Below are 20054 nucleotides of genomic sequence, written 5' to 3' on the forward strand. Positions count from 1 at the left end.
GGGCCGACAACAAACTAGGACTCTTTGGTTAATAACCGATACATTGCGGGAATAATCACCATGGCCGTTATGGTTGAGGCTATCAAACCTAAGATGATCGCCATACACAATGGATACCACATAGGATCGCTTAATGCGAGTGGAATCAAACCCACCGTTGTGGTCGCAGTAGTACCAATAATTGGACGTAACCGGTCAGCGGCTCCGCTACTAGCGGCTTCGACTAAGGACATTCCCTCTTGTCGATAGCTATTCATCGTTTCTATCATCACAATAGCATTATTCACCACAATACCCACCAATGAAATCAAACCAATCATTGCGGGGAATGAAAAAGCAATGCCTAGCAGATAAAAGCCTCCAAAAGTGCCAATCAGAGCCAAAGGAATGGTTAACAAAATAACAATGGGTTGCTTAAAAGAATTAAACAACAATGCCAATACAGCAAACACCATAAAAATGGCTAAAAAGAACACCTGCCCGGCACTGCCATAAGTTTCGGCAGAACTTTCTGCTTCACCACCAAAACGATAATCGTATCCTTGACCCCAGTTGGTTTTTGCTTTGTCTAACATGGGTTGCAATTCTGCCAACACTTGCCCAACGGTTGTTTGTCCTATTTTTGCCTGAACAATCACTGTGCGCCGACCTTTGTCGTGAGTATAGACCGTGGGCACTTGAACAATTTGATAATCCATGACACTGGTTAGCGGAATCGCCTTACCTTCGCTAGTGATGATATTAATTAACGATGCTTCGCTCATCTCTCGCGGCCCACCAACGGCACCGGCTCGACTTTCCCACCAGCTACTGATGCGAATTGGCAGGTCGTCGTTAACTCCCTCAACCTTAAATTTACCATACTCATCGGCTTCGGTTGCCAAACGTAATTGAGCAGACAACTCATCTTCTGATAAGCCGTAAAAGCTTAACGCTTCAGCACGTGCAGAAGTTCTCACTTGTGGTCGCCAATAACCAAGATTATCGCGCACATCAGTCACTTCATTAATACTTGCAAGTAATTGCTGAACTTCTCGAGAAAGCTCTGACAACCGATGCATGTCGGCACCACTGATGGCAATCTGAATAGGATCATCACTGGTTGATCCCCCCGTCTGCGGTGTAAATATAATGGTCAAACCGGGAACATGAGCCAGAGCTTTTTCGAGCCCTTGTCGAATGTCAGGAAGGTATTCGTAAGCCATTCGTTCTCGTTCGCTCTTTGGCGTAAACAAAGCAGAGAGTCCCACCAGATGACTACCATCCGTTGGCAACAATTGTTCTTTCAAAGAGCCGACAGAATAAGGACTCTTTTGACCCGCATAACGAACAACATTGCTAAAATACGGTTGTTGTCGAAGATACTCGCCTGCAATCTCAGCCACCTTCTCGGTCTGCTCCAGAGAAGCCGATGGCGAAAGCTCAATGGTGATCCCAAGATTACGACCATCAGCTTTTGGGTAAAGTTCAGAAGGCAGTTGGGTTGCTGCAAACAGTGCTAACACCAACACTCCAAAAGCACTAACAACCCAGGCCATTGACGAGCCTTTGCTTTTAAGCGGATAACGACGCAGCCATATTTTCAGACGTCCAGTCACTGTTGCAGTCAGCTTATCCATCACGGTTTCTCCAGCGCCATGTTTGTTACTTAACAACAAACGAGACAATGGAATGCATATTAAAAATGCAATTACAAAACTCATGATCAAACTGAGTACGGTGGTGACCGGAATCAAACGAATGAACTTGCCATCAATTCCTCCAATCGCCATCATGGGAGCCATGGCTAAAATCGTTGTAAGCTGGCCAGCAAAAGCCGGTTTGATGAATGTTCTTACGGTGTTCATGGCCGCTTTAGCAAAAGATAGCTTGCGCGTAAAAATTGCTTCATGCATACCTTCCATCACAAGAATAAACACGTCAACCAACAAGCCCAAAGCCAACACCATACCAATGATAACCATGGTGTTTAAGGTGTAACCCATCATATAAAGAACAGCCAGAACCGCCAAAAAAGTAACCGGAATCGCAATACCTGCAATTAACGCTTCGCGCCAGGTTAATAACAGCAGTAAGATAATAAAAACGGCTACCATCGCCTGTAGAATATTCGACACGATGTTGTTAAAAGACTCGTGAATGATTTCACTTTCGTCTGCGGTGAGTGCGTATTCTAGCCCTTGAGGCCAAAAACTTTGCTCTGGCATGGTGACCATCAATGCTTTTGCTTTTTCAATCGTTGTGATGGTATCGGAGCCTGGGCGCTTAACGATGCTAAAGCTCACTCCTTTTTCAAATTCCGTTCCTGCTTCAGAAAAATAAGTTGAGCTTTTTTTCTGATCGAGATCAATAGAAACATGTGCAAGCTCATGCAATCGTATTAGTCGATTTTCATCAACCCTTTGTATCGGTAATTGTTTAAGCTGCTCTATGTTGTTGAAACGTCCTTCCAGATATAGTTGCCACACTTCACTGCCGTCGTCAAATTCACCCCAGGCCATATCATGATTTGCTTTTTCGATGCGCTGTTGAATTAATAACGGCGAAATACCCAGCGTTTTAATACGGTCCGGTAATAAGCGAACATGGACACTGGACTCTCTTTCTCCGCCTAGATCGACTTTCTTAATACCCGCCAGCGATTCAAACTCACGCTTTAGAGTTTTAGTGACTTCACTCAACACATGATCATCGATTTCGCCATACAGAACATATTCAAGAATCGGCGTGTCGTTAACAGATACCTGCTCAATTTTAGGTTTCTTTGCCTGCTGCGGAAAATCGGCCTGAGCTTCATCTACCTTAGCTCGCAGCAGGTTCATAGCTTCGGTTAGTTCAATACTACTATTAAACTCTACTGCTAGAATCGCGAAACTGTTTTGTGATCCGCTTTGTAATTTCTTTAAACCTTTTAGCGAGCGAATTTTGTCTTCTAAGGGTTTGGTGATCTGTTTTTCAATTTGCTCCGCTGACGCGCCTGCCCACTCAGTGATGACCAGCGCCTGTGGTATCTCCAGATCAGGGTTGTTCTCTCGCAGCATGGATTGGTAAGCAATGGCTCCACCCAACAAAAACATCAACAGCAATAACCAGGCAAAGGTAGTATCAACAAATAGCCGATTCGATAATCCACTAGACTGCACGACTAAACTCCCTCTTTAACAATACGAATAGCACTTTGGTCAACCAACTTATGCTTACCCGTTGTTACAACGCGATCTCCTGGTTCTAACCCCGAAAGAATTTCGACTTTAGACAAGCCTTCAATCCCTAGCGTTACAGGTTGCAGTTTTGCGGTTTCTCCATCCGCAGATACTTTATAAACGAAGGCCTGACGCCCGCGAATAATCAAGGCACTTTGGGGTAATACAAGCGCATCGCTCTTTTCTTTGTTGACAATCCATGCCGTAGTAAATAAACCGTCTCGTAAAGCATTTGCGTTGGTTTGAGTGTGGACTTTGACTTCAACAGCCCGTTTATCCAAACTGATCGACGGACTCACCGAATAAACACTGCCTATAGCGATATCTTTATCTGAAAAATTATTTTTTGACGCTTCATGTAACTGATGGCTGCTAAAACTTAAATAGACTTTTTGTCCTTCCTGTATGTCACCCGCTTCGTAATAAGGAATTTCTAAGGTCACTTCGTACTGACTGGTATCAATAACCACAATAGCAGCACCCGACTCTCGCTCACGATCACTGACACCACCAGCAGGTCCGGCGGCATAATCACCCACTCGGATATTGAGCTTTCGAATCACACCGTCAAAGGGAGCAAAGATGCTGGTTTTTTCCAAACTCACTTTGGCTTGATTTAGCTGAGCAACAGCACTCGCTTGATCACTTTTTGCAGCCTCTAAAGACGCTGCGGCACTTTGTAAGTTTTGCTGAGCGTTCAATAACTCCGTTCGAGCCGAGTCATATTGATTCTTTGAGAGCAATTTCTTTTGCCACATTTGCTTGTTACGCTCAAAGTTGGCTTCAGCAAGATTTAAATTATTCTTTGCCTGCTCTAATTGCGCCTCTGCTTGAGTGATACGCAAACGAGACGCTTCAAGAGCCGCTTCATTTTGCTTTACCGCCTGAATATCAGAGCGTTCATCCACTCGAGCTAATAGCTGTCCAAACGTTTCTCCCTGTTTGGGGCCTACCACTTTACTGCCTGCTCGAATTTGTCTACCAACATTTTCTTCTGCAAGAAAGACAACTTTGCCCGCTCGTTCAAAGTTCAGAAACTCCCGTCGAATACCTTGAGCAATCCCCTCTGCAAATCGCCACTCTATGATGGGGGCAGTCTCGGTCCTGACGGCTGCGACAGCAATCTTATCTTTAGCCTCCAGCGACATGCTGACACTGAACAAGCAGAACACACTCCAGACAAACAATCTTTGCTTCAACGACATTGATAACATCTCTTAATCTGTACAAAATTGGAGCAAGATTATACATACCTTCTGGTAGGTATGCTATTAATATTTAGATTTCTACCACTTTCTGTCAGTAACCAGACTGTCTGCTAATGGCTTTAAATCGATACCCTTAGTTTCAAAATAGAAGTGCACTACACATGCTAATTTTCGCTCTTATTCCATAGAGATAGAAATCTAAAAGTCCATATAAATCAGCTAATTAAGGGTTATTTTTTCAAGTTTATCTTTAAGCTTAAATGAGCCTTATTCTTCGCTCAATTAGATACACCGATTCTCTCCTGTAGGCTAAGGAGTACCTACAGGAAAGACTCGGCGCAGCCAAACACTACAGAACTTTAATGCCTAAGGCATAACTGGTTATGGTCGCAGGAGAAGAATGACTATGATCCTTTGAAGATGCTTCACAGCCATGTTGCGAAATTTGAGTAAGCGGCTTGAGCTTCCACAACAAGTTTCCTGCCCCACTCCAATGAACCTTGGCGCCACATCCCGTTAAAGCATATCCGTGCTGTACACCAACACTGCTGGCAGGATGAGCCGCATAAGAAGAACCCGCCGTATTAATATCAACGCCAATGGTACCCACACCCGCAATATAGTCTCTGATGCCAATGGCATACGCTTGAGTCGTCGCATAACTGCTTACCGAGTGATCTTTTGATTGAGCGCGCCAGCCAAAACTGTTTGACGGATACGAAGCCGTAGCCAAGTTGCCATAACCACTCCAGTTCACTTTGATGCCACCGCCAATCAATCGATGGCCAGCAGAAACACCTGCGGTGATGTCTGGATGAGAGCCCCAACTGCTGGTCGCAACGTTCACAGAAATATGCTGCAATAATTGACTACGTGATAACCCAGCGATTTTTAAACCAATGGCGTAGGCTTTTAATTTAATGGCCTGAGGGTGGCTGTGATCCTTTGTCGATACCAACCAAGCTGATAGTTGTGCATTTGGATAAGACGCTGTTATCAAATTACCAGTAGGAACATGAGCGCCTTCGGCCCCTCCGCCAATGACAACAAAATCATCAGGGACGTTAACAGCATAGTCCGTATAGTGCTGTCGATAGTTTGGTGAAATTTGTTCAAAAACTGCAACCGTCACTTTGCCCGAACTATCGGTCATCGATTTGATCAAAGTGGATGCTGATGATGTTAAAGACGTTGTCGCCAGAGTTATGACGAAAAGTACAGAGATTATCTTGTTACTCATTTTTCTTTCCTCTTTTGAATGAACGCAAAAAAATACTGCGATGAAAGAGGACAGTAAAATCCTTTTGTTGCTTATTTGTTAACCCTAGATGTTTTTTTACAAAACTTCGCTTTTTTAGATACAAACATCTCGTCACAATAAGATTTATTATAGTGTTGCACTATAAATATAATACTTCTTAGTTACCTACTTACTTTTATCGATTTCATTACTTTTATCTTCTTCGCAAAAATAATTTTACCGAAATAAAAAAACCAAACTCACAGGTTTATCTAAAAATAGAATTTACATTGATGTTATACAATGACTTGAGATAGTATTTGCTGAGTCATAAACAATAACTCAAACTCTATTGCATCCATGGAGTTTGATTTGGTGACCCATGCATCAATCACTGATCATTGACCTTTCAATTTCAGAAGAAGTGAGTCTGGAACAGATTGGTGGCAAGGCTCTGTCATTAAAGACGTTGATAGAAGCTGGCTTTCCAGTACCAAAAGCTTATGTCTTGAGCAGCCACTTCTTTACCTCCTGGATTGAAAACCTCGCTCCCCTGCTCAACACCGATCTGACTCAACCCGAAGCTCAACAAACCTTACGCCTAGCTGCTCTAGAACAAACTTTACTGCCAGAACAAGAAGCCGCCATTAACACGGCGAAACAGCAATTGAATACCTCATTATTGGCAGTCCGCTCCTCCTCTGCTCAAGAAGATTTGGCCAATGCGTCTTTTGCAGGCATGTATAAAACCCAGCTGGGAGTGCCAGCAGCTCAACTCGAGTGGGCCATCCGACAATGTTTTGCAGCCTGTTTCGAGCCTCATGTTATATCCTATAAGCAAACAAAAGGCTTTGCTCTATTACCTTTGCAGTTAGCACTGATTATTCAAGAACAGGTGAACAGCGAAATAGCCGGCGTCGGTTTTTCTATTAATCCCATAACCAATGATTACGATGAGGCTGTGATTGATGCTAGCTGGGGGCAAGGTGAAGCCGTTGTGTCTGGCCTGGTGACTCCCGATCAGTTTATTGTTAATAAAGTAACCGAACAAACTCTTAAAACCCAAATTGGCAGCAAACAACAAAGCCTATTGCTTGCAGAAGAAGGAGGACTGCAAGCTCATCAAACAGACCGCAGCTCACAACAAACGCTTAACCAGGAGCAATTAACAACTCTGGTTCAATGGTTAAAACAAATAGAGTCTCTCTATCAACTTCCGGTAGATATTGAATGGGCTTATGCCGATGAACATTTTTATTTATTACAGGCCCGCCCTATTACGACTTTTGTACCTCTCGATCCCTCAATGCAAACTCAACCAGGTGCACCAAGAAGACTCTATGCCGACGCAGCGCTTTCAAAAGGCATGACAACCAATGCGCCTATTAGCGCGCTCGAAACCGATCTCGGCGAATACTTTTTAACAAGGGTGTTAAAAGAACAGTTTCGCATTTCTCTTGCTCCTGAGTCTGGCATTGTATTTTATGCTGGCGGGCGCATGTATTTAAATTTTTCTAATATCTTATGGCTTAACAAGGCTCAAAAGCTAGCCGAAGCAAATCGTATTAACGATGCACTGATGGCCGATATATTATCGACTATCGATGAGTCTTTTTACAAAGCTCCACAACGTCCTCGTTGGGCGGGTTTATCTATGGTTCTCCCCGGCATAAAAACACTATGGCATTTAAGAAAGCTCATTAGCACCACTTTCAAAATGATGCTTGCGCCTGATAAAGCAGAAAAACATTATCAACAAAGTTGTCAAACCTATCAGCAACAAATGACAAGCACTGTCGATTACTCACTGCCTTATCGACAGTTTCGTGAAACCTACAGTCAACAGATGGCCGAACAAATATTTGGTGTATCAGGTGCCGCTCTTGCTGCCGGGCTAATAGCTCAAAATTTAATAACAAAAGTCGTAAAAAAGCGCCATCGACCATTGGCAGAAAAACTTCTGTCAGGTTTTACAGGGAACCCAGTGGTAGAAATGGGCATCGCCATGTATGAGTTAGCCCAGCAACTGAATCAAGATGATATTCAAGATCTGGAGTTGTTGGCAGAACGCATCAAACAACGAAACATGACGGTGGAGTTCTTACAGGCCTGGGATGCATTTATGAGTCGTTACGGAATGCGAGGCCCGTCAGAAATGGATCAGTCTAATCCTCGTTATCAGGATGATATTCTTATCTTGCTACGGCCAATGTCTTTTATGGTGGATGCCGACTATGATCCACGCAGCATTCACAAACAACAAGTGCAGCAACGACGCGAAGCCTTTGCGCAAATCATGCAACAAAGTGGCTGGTTGCGACGCCAATGCCTTAAGCGTTTACATCATCTGATTGAGTGCTTTGCTGGAAGCCGCGATATGCCCAAACATCAATTAGTACTGTTTAACTACGCCATGAGGCAACGCGCCTTATTACTTGGCGAAACGCTGGTACAACGAGGACGTCTGGCAAAGGCTGATGATATTTTTCATCTTAAGTTAGCGGATATAGAAGCCAGCGAAAAAAACAGTGCTATCGATTTAAAAAACATCGCTCAAAAGCAAGCCAAAAGCATCCAGACGCTGACACAACAAGTCAGAGAGTTTCCTCAGGTCATTGATTCACGCGGTCGTATTCTGCGTCCTCCTTCTCAAGCGGTGGATGGCACACTAAAAGGCACAGGCGTGTCACCTGGCAAGGTCATTGGTACCGTTAAAACGCTGCACACACCTCACGATAAACCCATTGAGGCAGGAGATATTCTCGTCGCCTACACCACCGATCCGGGTTGGACCCCGCTGTTTGTAAACGCCAGTGCGATTATTCTTGAAGTGGGCGGCATCCTGCAACATGGCGCAGTGGTCGCGCGTGAATTTGGCAAACCCTGTGTGACAGGCATTGATCAAGTAATGAGTGTATTAAAGGACGGTCAGCGGATAGAAGTTGATGGCCATCACGGTACCCTGCGCATCTTGAACGACTAAGACTCGATTTTACTGCTCAATGAATGACTCCGTTAAACACAACAGAGTCATCCGTCTGTTTATTGATTAAAATTGGCGCTTAATAGTTCGTTCCAGCTTATTCTTTCTGCACGATAAACCGATGCACCCGGTACTCGGATTTCCCACACCGTAGCACTGTTTGATTCGGCAGTGACTTCCACAATATGAGCATCGTTATGACTACCCGGCCCACCCGAGTTATATAAAATATTGCCCCCAGCCAACTCATCAACATCACCTAAGGATTGAGTGTACTTAGGAGCAATCCACTCTCCGGTTTGCGTCACACTTTGGTTATCATGATTAATCAGGTAACGCACCACGCGGCTGTTGTTAGTACGACCATCCAACTCTGCTTCATTACGATTGTCGTATATCAATAACTCGCCATCGCGGGTGATCATAGGAGCATGTTGAGAAGCCATCCAACTGCCTCTTTCAAGAGTAAAAAATTTATCGGCGAAAGACGCTGCTGCACCTTCGCTGCTACCCATGATCCAATTTAATTCACTACTGTCTCTGTCAATGCTAACAACCCAGCTTTGTGAACGACTGGAAAGCAAAATGGCATGGTTTTGAGCGTCATAGAAAAGAGCATTAGAATGGGTCCAATCTAGCGCGCCAGAGCCAAGCTCTCGTGTTGACAGGCTACCAGGAAAACGAGCCGTGTCTAAATGCTCAAAACTGGACCACTCCCAAACAAGGTTACCTTCTGTATCGAGCTCAATAATCACATCTCCCTGCAACAGCTGGCCATCAATGGTTTGTGCCTCATTCGTAAGCGCCAGTAAATGACCATTATCCAGTAGCAAAACATCATGATGGAAGGCAGGCAAGGTATAACTTTGTAAGGTTTCGCCTGTGGTAGAAATAATACGAACTTCACGACTAAGCACCAGCATAAGACGACCATCCCCGAGTGATTTTATGGTAGGCGCTCCGCTCATGCTGGCATCGTTATGATAGTACCAGACAGGCACTCCCTCTTCATCGACGCCAATAAACATTGAGTTGGCCGTGTCATTGGCAACAGCAAAGAAAGTCACGCCGCCTTCGCTTTGGCTAGTGTTAGTTAAACTTTCAACATTAGGAACATTATTGGGTAACGCCCCCGTCGTTATGAACAGCTCTGCTGTTTCGACACTGTTGTTGTCGGTATCCGTTAAGGTTGCTTTGATACGGTACTGAGTTTCTGCACGCAGGCCGACCAATGTCAATTGATGCTCTGCTGCCATGTTGTTGCTGGTGATGATACGTTGTGCAACCCCATCAGCTTCAAAAGTCAAAGAAGCTTGAGTAGCGACATCAGCAGTGATTTGCGCATTGACCATCAAGGCGTTCGCAGGATGAGCTGACACACTAAAGGCAAAGTTCCAGTTTGCCTGACTGGCATCGTTATCAATAATATTAGCGCTTACGGTTTGATTGCTCCATTGAGACACAGCAGAGTGTTGAGTGGTGGCCGTCAATACCAACGACTCAGTGTCTTCCACCAGCGCATCATCGACCACCGAAATACTCAAGGAGCCACTCGATGCACCTTCTTGAATACTTAGCACCCTGCCTTGTTCGAATAAAACATCGTCAAGCTCACTGGCACTGCTGCCATCTGCCAATACTAGCTCAACATCAATGGCAGATCCCGAAGTATTGGGTTCATTCAAGGTGACTGCTAATAGTATATTTTCTGGACCATTCTCGTTGCCATGACTAACCACCGTTAAGTTAGCGGTCAGTGAATGGCTTGGTGTCTCTTCTTTCCCTCCTCCACAAGCCACCAGGCCCGTGAGCATAATGAATATCAAACAACATTTAAAACAAAAACGATATAGAAATGAAAACAAAATACACTCCTTCAATGTATCATTGAAATCTGTACACGCTTTGAGCATTGCTCATTGACGCATACTCAGGCTCATTTCTATAAACAACAAAGTGGGTAGCTGTGCAGGCTTATAAGTAACGCTGAAAATCTATCGACTTGTTTTGTTATTAGATCGTTCGATATCGTCGAGGGTCATGCCATAAATATCTGACAACGCCTAAATTTTCAGCCACTTAGAGACTACAACGACCCAATCGTCATTCCGTTGACAAAATAAAGCTTTATTTTTTCTGGTGGGCGCTCTTCTTAAAATAATAAAAAACACCTCTCAAGCTACTAATGATGGCCTGAGAGGTGTTGTTGGATTTTAGTACTCCAATAGGACCGGATACTTCAGATAAGCACGGTCATAGAAAGGCGAATGTCGATAAATCCACTGCATTTGCGCTCGCGTATTTTCGGCAAACTCTTTATCAGATTGTTTTTTCTGCTCAAAGGCTTGCTTCAACTCTGGCTGTTCTGCAAACAACTCGCGCGCCATTGGGATCAATACATAATTTTCGATGTATTCCGTGCGTTGAAAAATCGAGTTAAAGAATCCCCAACTAAAAAAAGAGTCTGGACCTCGTGGGTCTAATAAGCCGACCACTAAGCGTCCCAAAGGCTGATCGGTTTTCACTTTCATACTACCTGCGGGTAAAACAAAGCTTCCTTGGCTACTATCAAAAGTGGAGTTAACCATCTGACGTCCTTCAAAGGGTTTTTCTGCCAGTTTAAAATCTTTGGCAGATAACTGAGTCGCTTTGATGGTCATCGCTTTGGGTAAAACTTCCATATCAACGCCATGAATCTTCAGACGCTCTATCACTTGCGTGTATTGAGCAGGAATGTAAAAACTGCGTGGCGTCTTTACTTCTACCGCAGGTAAACGCGACCAATAAACGGGCAGTTTTTCATAATCATAAGGTTTGCCTGTCCATTCAACATAAGGCAGTCCAGTCACCTTATCGATGTCGGTTTTATATTCCATCCCCTTCAGAGTAATTAACTCAGGATTGTTAACGTCCGTCTTCCATTTGAGTACCTGTTTGGCGGGACGCCGTGCGCGATCTTCTGCAATGGCTTTGCGCAAATTTTTGCCGTCTCGAGCCAGTAGTTTGAGCGTTTCTTCAAACATGACATAAGTGCCGAGAACCCGTTGTTTATAAGGCTTAAGGGAATGATTTTCGATCAATACAGTGGGTAGTTGACGCAGATCACCGTAGCCGTTAGAAAATCGGGGAGACGCTGTCCAACCAGAAATCCCCTTCTTAAAGTCCATAGAGTCCACACTAAAGATTAAAGGACCACCCAAATGTCCATTGGCTGCCAGCGCTTTATCAACAGAAGGCCTGAGTCTTTGTTCTAACCAGCGACTGATAGAGGGTGAGTCACCAAAATCGGCATTAAAGCCATAAGTAATATCATATTGATAATCTGCGCCATCGGTTACATGAGCATCGTAGTATAGATCCGGTTGCCAGATATTGATGGCTCGAATGATATGTTGCAATTCAGGAGTATCTAGCTTGGCATAATCGCGGTTTAAATTAAGATTAGATGCATTGGTGCGCCATCCCATATTGTCTGGACCGCGTTGATTAACACGATTTAGCGGACTACGACGCTCATGGCCGTCGACACTGAGAATGGGGACAAACAGAATATTTACACCATCTAACAAAGCGCCTTTGTTACCGTGAATGATGTCGCGCAATAACATAAAGCCAGCATCTTTGCCGTCAATTTCTCCAGAATGAATACCCGCCTGAATTAACAGCGTTGGCTTTTTATTGTTGCGCAAGCTTTGAGCGTCTTTAGCTCCTTGCTGGCTGGCGATAACCATCCAGATATCACGCTGTTGCGGGCTTTTGCCCAGATTAACTTTTTGTAATCTCGGATCACTGGCAACAAGCTTGTTCATAAATGCAACACTGGCTTCATAATCTGGAGTTGATGCCAGATCATTTTTTTCGGCCGGTGTTTGCCATGGATTGCTAGCAGGTTGTATTAACGCTTCGCTCGCTCCCTTCCACGCAGGTAAAGGTGGTAACAAAGAAGACGGCTCAATAGAGGTTGTTGCAGCCGATAACGACAAAGAAAATATACTGGCAGACAAAACTGCGGGCAAAATAGAAAGGCGTTTGCTCATGTTCCCAAAAAGCCTCATGTTATTATTGTTGCGCCAAGTCTAACTTGTTTCTACACAGAGCTCTAGCAGATTGTCAGCAGGTTCACAATAGGTAACAAATTATGACCAAACATACTCAGCGATAGGCCCACGCCATCGGCTTGGGTAGCTGATAGTTAGAAAACTCAATATGCACAACGCGTCTTGGTTTGTTGTTTAGCGACTTTGACGAAGCATGCAACAATAAAGGACTCATAGCGAGAAGATCGCCCGCCTGTAATGAACAAGATACCGATGACTTTTGTTCAATGTAATCTTGTTGCTCTGACTCGGACAAACGGCCAAAGAGATGACTGCCAGGAATTACACATAAACACCCATTGCGTTCGTCTTGATCATCAAGGGCGACACGCAAAGTCACCATTTGTTGTAACACAGCAACCGGAGGTTGAACGTGTAACCGACCTTGTTTGACTCGCCAATTTTTCCATCCAGGAAGATCCTGTTGTGTCGTCACGGCAACACTCAAATCCTGATGCCAGCTGACTCCCCAGTTACTATCTACGCCCTTATTAAATACGAGAACTCGAACAACACTCACGGGGGCAGTTAACAATTGTTCAGCAATTTTCTGTAAAGCGTGCGAAGCAACCAACGCTCGAATAGAGTCGCAGGACTCTTCAAGATCTCTTGCACCAGCGCGTCCGCTAAGTTGCGAGGCCTGTAACTCCTGTTTAACTCGCTCAATGATGTCGCTGTCAACTGCTTGCGAAATAATCACAAAACCCTGACGTAAAAAACTATCCATCCTGACGCCCTTCTTTATCTCGGATTACAAACTATCGCCATTCTCAATAATAAAGTACTGCTTTTTTCTTGCAACTTACTGAGTAGCACTTAAGAATGGTATCGATGAGTTTCGCGCAAACATAATGACATAACGATAAAAGGAAACACTTGATGCAAGCAACAATAAAACGCTTTTTACTGCCTTCTGTTGCAGGATTGGCATTGGTAGCGTCAGCTCCAACTCTCGCTGACGTTGATCCTGGAACGGTAATGGCGGATATTCCTGGGTTGGTCAGCGACTTATGGCCCAAAGGCAAAAAAAACTCCGGCGGAAAAACATTTAGTCCAGAAGATATTCCGATGAATAACCAAGGTGAGTTTTCGGTTGTCACCTACAATGTCGATGGCTTTCCTCATTCCATCGGTGGAAATAAAAACTCAGAATTTAAAGCCATCGTAAAGATCCTAAATACGCTGCCCATTGATATTCTTGTGATGCAAGAGCTGTTCATTAAAGACAAGCATTCGAAAGTCAAAGATCACCTAAGCGACACGCAATACCCTTATCGTTCAAAACATTTCCGCGGTAATAGAGTGTCTTTTGGCGATGGATTGTTGCGTGTATCACAACTTCCTTTTGATAATGCTCATGGTTTTGTGCGCTCAGAATGGCCAAGCTGTTACGATATTGATTGCTACACCGAAAAAGGTTTCACTTTTCAACGTCACTACCTGTCAAAAGATCTGACTGTGGATGTCTATAACTTACATAACGATGCAGGTGGACAGGAAGGTGATATCAAAGCGAAAAAGAAGGCCATGGCAGCACTGGCTAACTTTATCAACGCGAACTCTGATGGTAACGCGATCATTGTAGCCGGTGACTATAATCTTGGTTGGCATGATCCTGAGTCTCGTCCCAAAGCCGAAGAGTTTCGCGTTATCATAGAAGACTTTCTCGCAGCAACTAACCTGACTTTTGCCTGCGAAGCTGTTACTGGCAACTTAGACACTTGCACCCATGTCTTTAATAAACCCGATCATATTGCTTTTCGCGGCAACAATAAGATAAGCCTGGAAGCAATCGACTTAAATTACCTGGACAATTTTAAAGATAATTCAGGCAAAGATCTGAGCGACCACTGGCCACTAGAAGCAAGGTTCTATTGGACAAGAAAGTAGTCACGTCTAAAGATAATCATACTTGAAGGAAAGTCGTGCTTGAAAGAAAGTCGTGCCCGAGCGACTTTCTTTTAAGTCATTTAAATGTCGAGCAAGTTCTCTATGGAGAGAGTTAATAAACGTACAAGCTCTTCGTCCATGTATTGATAATTGTCTTCAATATCTAAAACATGAAGCGTCTTATATTGAAGCAAAGAACCATAAGTCGCCTTTAATCGTTGTTTGTGTTTTTGTTCCATCACAAAGATAAGGTCGGCCCACTGTATATCTTTGGCAGTCACCTTACGACGAGCTTTATCACGTGTTCCTGCAGAACGGACAGAATAATCGGCATGTTTACGAAACAATGTTTCTGCCGTTGGACTACGCCATTGATTCATACTGCAAATAAATAACAAATTTTTTTTCATTCTGCCTTCAGCAACCCGCTATAAGAGAGTAACTCACCAACCAATGGCATACGAAAACCAACAAAGAAGCGATAACCACCATTCTCTATTCGCTTATAGGCTTTTGACTGTGGAAACAGCCACAAAGGTAAAGGTAACCCAAACGCTCGAATACTTAGGCAACGCCAATACCAACCACCGTCTGCAATATCAACGGTTAATCGTAAGGTCAGAGGCCCCGTTGTTTCGATCCAATAACCTTTATCGGCGGTTCCTACCGGTGTAAAAACGCTACGCACCCAACTTTGTTGGTTGAAGCATCGATTCCAATGCAGGCCATCGTCTTTGTGTTCAATTTGAACCTTTAACTCATGCTCCCCTGCCGCTGGAATATTGAGTTTTTGAGCCAGACGACGGGCAATCCATCCAGGCAATCCTTGGGCATATTTTATCTGGATAACACCATTCAAAGCCCCTCCGTTTAGATGCAGCTGTTGCATCAGAGGGTGTAACTGCTCAAAATTTGAGCCAAACCATTTTTTTACCAGCATAAAGCAAGTACAAGAAAATTATTATTTAACATAAAGCCATTCTAACTTAACCCAAGCCACTTAGTAAAAGGGATAACTCTATGATATAGTGCGAACACAGAGTCATAGAGCGACTCAGTGCTTGATTTATAAAGGAAATAATATGAATGGTTTACGTATTATAAAAGATACGAGCGGCTTGCTTATTCTTGATCGCTCACGTTTGGCATGCTTTTTCTCTTTGGTGTTTTACATCGTTTTCTTTTCATTCTGGTATTACACTCTATCAGGTTTTGAACGCACTGAATCTCTAGAGGTAATCATATTTTGGTTATTCTTTTTAGCCCCTCTTCTGTTTGCAAAGAAAATCATTGATGATGCCATTTCTGTTATAAAAGGTGACCGTCACCAATTTATTAAATCCAGTAAGCTTTTTATCAACCGAGGAAAAGTCGTTGCCAGGTTTGCACAGATAAGAAATATCACTATTACAGAGAGCACTCGACAAGACAGTGCCAACTCATATGAGTTATCACTCGAGCTTCATAACAAGAGCATTTCTATCGAGTTCTCTAAATCAGTTTATCATATAGAAAATTTAGCAAAGAAAATTGCTCGAATCACCGATGCGCCGATAGAGAAAGTCTATTGAGATTTATAAAGTTAAATAATGCCAACTCACACTTTGGATACGTAGGATATTATGCAAACTCAACCTCTTAATATACCCACAAAGTTACTCATTGCCATCGCTCTTGTTCAAGGCCTAATACTATTACTGCTTCATCAGTCAATAGAGTTTAAGTTCTGGCCGTATCAATCGCCTCAATGGTTGTTCAGTTTTTACAGTATTGCTCTGGTTGGCCCTCTTCTTCTATTGTTATCCTTGAATCAAAATAATACTAAAGCCATATTGAAGTGGGCGGTTCCATTTACCCTTATTGCAGGTCTGACGGGATACTATGTGGGATACCAAAAAACACCGCTACCCCATTTGCATTCAGGAGATCTGCTGGCTATCTATGTGATGACCATGACGGTAGCCACCTTTAAAGCCTTAATGTATACACAACAGTTTTCTGTTAGCAAACAGGTTAACTACAGCCAGTTGTTTCGTTGGTCATGGCGAAATTTTTTGACTCTTGCTCTGGCACTTTTGTTCACGCTCTGTTTTTGGGGTGTGCTCATGTTGTGGGCAGGCCTGTTTAAAGCCATTAAGATCAACCTTTTTTATGATCTCTTTACTGAAAGCTGGTTTTATTATCCAGCACTTTCTCTCGCCCATGGTATGGGAATTGTATTATTCCGGCGTCAGTTTTCTATCATCGATACCATCGCACGAATTCAACAAACTTTAATGAAGTTCTTGTTAGTAGTGCTGATTTTTATCTCTATGCTATTTTTAAGCACCCTTCCATTCACTGGCCTGGATGTGCTTTGGCAATCAGGCGGTAGTTCCCTTATCTTGTGGATGCAGGCCTTAATTCTCTTTGCAGTCAATGCAGTATACCAAGATGATCCCGATACTCATCCCTATCCTGTATGGCTGCATCGCTACATCTACGCTGGTATCGCACTGCTTCCAATATACAGTTTAATCAGTTTCTACGGGCTAAGCTTGCGTGTGGAGCAATACGGTTGGAGCATAGCAAGATGCTGGGCATTTTTGTTGTGGGGATTGCTTGCGCTATTTGCAGCTGGATATTTGCTTGGAATCATCCGGCATCGCGATCGTTGGTTAGATCAGCTCAGTTGGGTTAATGTTCGCATGGGTATCGTTTTGTTGGTTACTCTATTGATGATCAATAGTCCCTTGGTAGACTTTCGTAAAATCTCTGTTAACAGTCAACTTGCGCGTCTTGAATCCAACGAAGTGTCATTAAAAGAATTTGACCTTAGCTATTTTCGTTACAATCTTGAACGACCAGGTTACGAAGCGCTTATGGCACTCAAAAAAGAAATCGCAGAGTCCGATCCTGACATTGCTCTTAACATTACTCGTCTTTACCGTAACTTTAATGATGACGAGGTCTCTTTTAGTAAAGAAGAGTTTGCCAAAGCGGTTCATGTTGTTAATGGAACGGCCCCTGACGATCTAATGGAAGCACTCTATCAACATGTTAAAAGTCAGAGACTGTGGGGACGTTATACGCCCAAATATTCAATCTACCCCATTGATCTGGACGAAAACGGGGAGCTTGAATATCTGTTCGTGCAAAACAGTTACTCGGTGTTTTTCACGCTTTACTATCTCGAGGGGAGTCGTTGGAAAAGCCAATCCATGCAATTCACAAAAGGTAAAGGTACAGGCAAGCCTGAACTCTTGCTGGAGAAGTTAAAAAGCAACGATTTCGAACTAGAAAAACCCAAGTGGCGTAACATTAAGGCCGAAGGTATGACGTTAAAAATGCAATAAGGAATGACCTTTGATTAAGGCTGTCGCGGATAGCTTTGAAAAGTCGGAAAATATTGAGCTCAGAACTTAATTAGCTTAGGCCTCCTTGATAGGTAGCTTAAGCTTAAAGTAGGCGCCTGAATCCGAAGGCAAACATTGAATATCGCCGTGCATTTTGGTCATGATGTTATAACAAATATTTAAACCGAGGCCAGTCCCCCCCTGGTTTCGGTTTGTCGTAAAAAATGGGTCGAACACTTTTTCTTGAACCGACTCATCAACGCCTTTACCAGTATCACGATAATGTAGTTCGATATAGTCACCGTTGCTCTCTACCTTAATGCTGATCTCACCGCCAGTTTGCTCTCCGAATCCATGAATCACCGAGTTAACGATTAAATTAGTAATCACCTGAGCCAATACACCGGGATAAGATTCAATATTGAGATCTTCTGAGCAATCAATGGTCACATTATGATTTTTTTGCTTTAAGCGATGATGGAGGTTTTGAGTGATTTCGCCAAGATATTGCTTTATGTTAAAGCTTCTTTTCTCTTCATTGGTTTGATCAGCCGATACTTGTTTAAAGCTTCGTATAAGCTGACTGGCTCGATTCAAATTTCGACTGATGATCGACCCCGACTCCTGAAGATCGATCAATAATTGCTCCAAACTTGACCGTTTAAGTTCACCAGCATCATATTGCTTCTTAAAATGGTCAACAGAGTCGATCAGATGGCTGACAGAAGTAACCCCAACACCAATAGGCGTATTGATTTCATGAGCAACGCCTGCCACCAATCCACCCAGTGCCGCCATCTTCTCTGCGTTCACCAATTGTTCTTGGGTGTCTGTTAATTCTGTATTGATTTTTTCCAGAAGATTGTTTTTTTCTTCCAGCTCAGAATTTGCTCGCTGCTTTATCCGATAACCGCGATATACCATGACAACACTGATCGCAATGCAGGCAATCACCACAATCGAGCCATACAATGCCATCGACTGGCTTTTAATGATCGAACTTTGGGCCTCAAGTTCTTCAGACTGTTGCGATACCTTTGTCTGGAAGTTTTCTAACTCTAACCGCTGCTGCTGAAGAGCCTTTTGCTGTTCAAGTAAAATATTCTTGTTGCTTTCGATAGAAGAAGAAAGCTTACCAATATCGTCCTGCTTCTGCTTAAGTTCAACCTGCCTTGACTGAAGCTTTTTGTTGTAACCATCCAGTTCTGCCCGGCTTTGCTCTAGTGACTGAGTAAGCTTGTCGTACTCCCCTTTAAGCTCGTTATAGGAACGTTGATAATCTTTAATCGATTTGTCCAAAGTAGTCAGCTTAAGTTCTTGTTTTGCAAGCTTTTGGTTTTGGGATTCCAGGCGCTTATTTTGAGCACTCAACTTTTTGCTTTGAACATCTAATTGCTTCTGCTTTTGATCAACCTTATCTTTTACCTGAGCCAGCTGCGACCGGCTGTTTTCGAGATTGGCTTCCATTTCTTTTAGCAACCCCGCAATCTCGATTTCAGTACCTCCTAACACCACAATATCGGAAGATACCTTCAAGCCTTGGTATACGAGGTTATAACGGTTGACTTCAAAGCCTACGCGGCTGTCATCCTCACTGGTAAAGTTGATGCCTATCAAAGGTTTTTCTGTCACGCCATCGCTGATTAATAAGACAGGCTGCTTGGCAAGCTTGGTATTAATAGATCTCAGCGCCCCGCCTCTGTCTTTAGCGACAACAATGGCGTCTGCGGGAAGTAATTTATCAAGGCTTGTGGTTCGACGTAGTGCAACATTCTGGTTTTTTATCTTGCGGGAGCGCAATTTTTGTAACGCTTCCCAATATTCATCCTCTGATCCATAGTAGACAACGCGAAAAGACTGGCTATGAGCGCCTTTTGGCCACTCAATATAGCGCATAAAATTATATATATAGGCAACCTTTATTTGTTCAGAAGACACTGAAGCGCTGGACAGCTGAAGACAGGCAAAGAGCAGGCCAAACAACACAACTCCGCGCATTATAAGCGAGTTTTGAGCAGTAAACTGAGCGCGAAAGGAACAAAAGTATTGCATAAAAGTGCCCATTTATAACTATTATTCATAATATAGTTGAAAGTTT

At 43.4% G+C, this 20054-nt stretch carries 13 protein-coding genes; 4 read left to right on the forward strand and 9 right to left on the reverse strand.

Going from position 1 to position 20054, the window contains the following annotated elements; genetic code table 11:
- Positions 1-14 precede the first annotated feature (14 nt).
- The 3 genes from NH399_RS03465 to NH399_RS03475 form a co-directional block, all read right to left on the reverse strand.
- Entirely contained in the window at positions 15-3143 is a 3129-nt protein-coding gene (locus NH399_RS03465) for an efflux RND transporter permease subunit (protein ID WP_253037036.1), read from the reverse strand.
- A gap of 2 nt (positions 3144-3145) precedes the next feature.
- Positions 3146-4408, reverse strand: a complete 1263-nt coding sequence (locus tag NH399_RS03470) for an efflux RND transporter periplasmic adaptor subunit (RefSeq protein ID WP_253037037.1) — start codon at positions 4406-4408, stop codon at positions 3146-3148.
- A gap of 352 nt (positions 4409-4760) precedes the next feature.
- Entirely contained in the window at positions 4761-5651 is an 891-nt protein-coding gene (locus NH399_RS03475; protein ID WP_253037039.1) for a hypothetical protein, read from the reverse strand.
- 382 nt (positions 5652-6033) lie between these two features.
- Here NH399_RS03475 and NH399_RS03480 point away from each other — a divergent pair, with 382 nt between their 5' ends.
- The gene (locus NH399_RS03480; protein ID WP_253037040.1) at positions 6034-8634 is read left to right on the forward strand and encodes a PEP/pyruvate-binding domain-containing protein; all 2601 of its coding nucleotides are present in this window, start codon (positions 6034-6036) and stop codon (positions 8632-8634) included.
- 59 nt (positions 8635-8693) lie between these two features.
- On the opposite strand, the gene NH399_RS03485 is transcribed toward NH399_RS03480, so the two are convergent.
- The 3 genes from NH399_RS03485 to NH399_RS03495 all read right to left on the reverse strand — a co-directional run bounded on the left by NH399_RS03485 (position 8694) and on the right by NH399_RS03495 (position 13458).
- Positions 8694-10448, reverse strand: coding sequence for an aryl-sulfate sulfotransferase (locus NH399_RS03485; protein WP_253037041.1), 1755 nt, complete (start codon positions 10446-10448; stop codon positions 8694-8696).
- A gap of 399 nt (positions 10449-10847) precedes the next feature.
- Positions 10848-12671 (reverse strand): M14 family metallopeptidase, encoded by a 1824-nt coding sequence (locus NH399_RS03490; protein ID WP_253037042.1) that lies wholly within the window; start codon positions 12669-12671, stop codon positions 10848-10850.
- A gap of 115 nt (positions 12672-12786) precedes the next feature.
- The gene (locus NH399_RS03495; protein WP_253037043.1) at positions 12787-13458 is read right to left on the reverse strand and encodes a phytanoyl-CoA dioxygenase family protein; all 672 of its coding nucleotides are present in this window, start codon (positions 13456-13458) and stop codon (positions 12787-12789) included.
- 152 nt (positions 13459-13610) lie between these two features.
- Here NH399_RS03495 and NH399_RS03500 point away from each other — a divergent pair, with 152 nt between their 5' ends.
- Complete coding sequence (locus tag NH399_RS03500; RefSeq protein ID WP_253037044.1) at positions 13611-14621, forward strand: endonuclease/exonuclease/phosphatase family protein; 1011 nt, start codon at positions 13611-13613, stop codon at positions 14619-14621.
- 80 nt (positions 14622-14701) lie between these two features.
- On the opposite strand, the gene NH399_RS03505 is transcribed toward NH399_RS03500, so the two are convergent.
- Entirely contained in the window at positions 14702-15031 is a 330-nt protein-coding gene (locus tag NH399_RS03505; protein ID WP_253037045.1) for a low molecular weight protein tyrosine phosphatase family protein, read from the reverse strand.
- Positions 15028-15561 carry a DUF4166 domain-containing protein gene (locus tag NH399_RS03510; RefSeq protein WP_253037046.1) on the reverse strand — a complete coding sequence of 178 codons (534 nt, stop codon included), beginning with the start codon at positions 15559-15561 and terminating at the stop codon, positions 15028-15030. The genes NH399_RS03505 and NH399_RS03510 overlap by 4 nt, the downstream gene beginning before the upstream one ends.
- Positions 15562-15703: 142 nt before the next feature.
- Here NH399_RS03510 and NH399_RS03515 point away from each other — a divergent pair, with 142 nt between their 5' ends.
- Complete coding sequence (locus NH399_RS03515; RefSeq protein WP_253037047.1) at positions 15704-16192, forward strand: hypothetical protein; 489 nt, start codon at positions 15704-15706, stop codon at positions 16190-16192.
- A gap of 51 nt (positions 16193-16243) precedes the next feature.
- Positions 16244-17956, forward strand: a complete 1713-nt coding sequence (locus tag NH399_RS03520; protein ID WP_253037048.1) for a DUF4153 domain-containing protein — start codon at positions 16244-16246, stop codon at positions 17954-17956.
- 75 nt (positions 17957-18031) lie between these two features.
- On the opposite strand, the gene NH399_RS03525 is transcribed toward NH399_RS03520, so the two are convergent.
- Positions 18032-20008 (reverse strand): YfiR/HmsC family protein, encoded by a 1977-nt coding sequence (locus tag NH399_RS03525; protein ID WP_253037049.1) that lies wholly within the window; start codon positions 20006-20008, stop codon positions 18032-18034.
- Positions 20009-20054 lie beyond the last annotated feature (46 nt).

The sequence above is a fragment of the Pleionea sp. CnH1-48 genome (assembly GCF_024124665.1).
Taxonomy (GTDB): domain Bacteria; phylum Pseudomonadota; class Gammaproteobacteria; order Enterobacterales; family Kangiellaceae; genus JAMXSB01.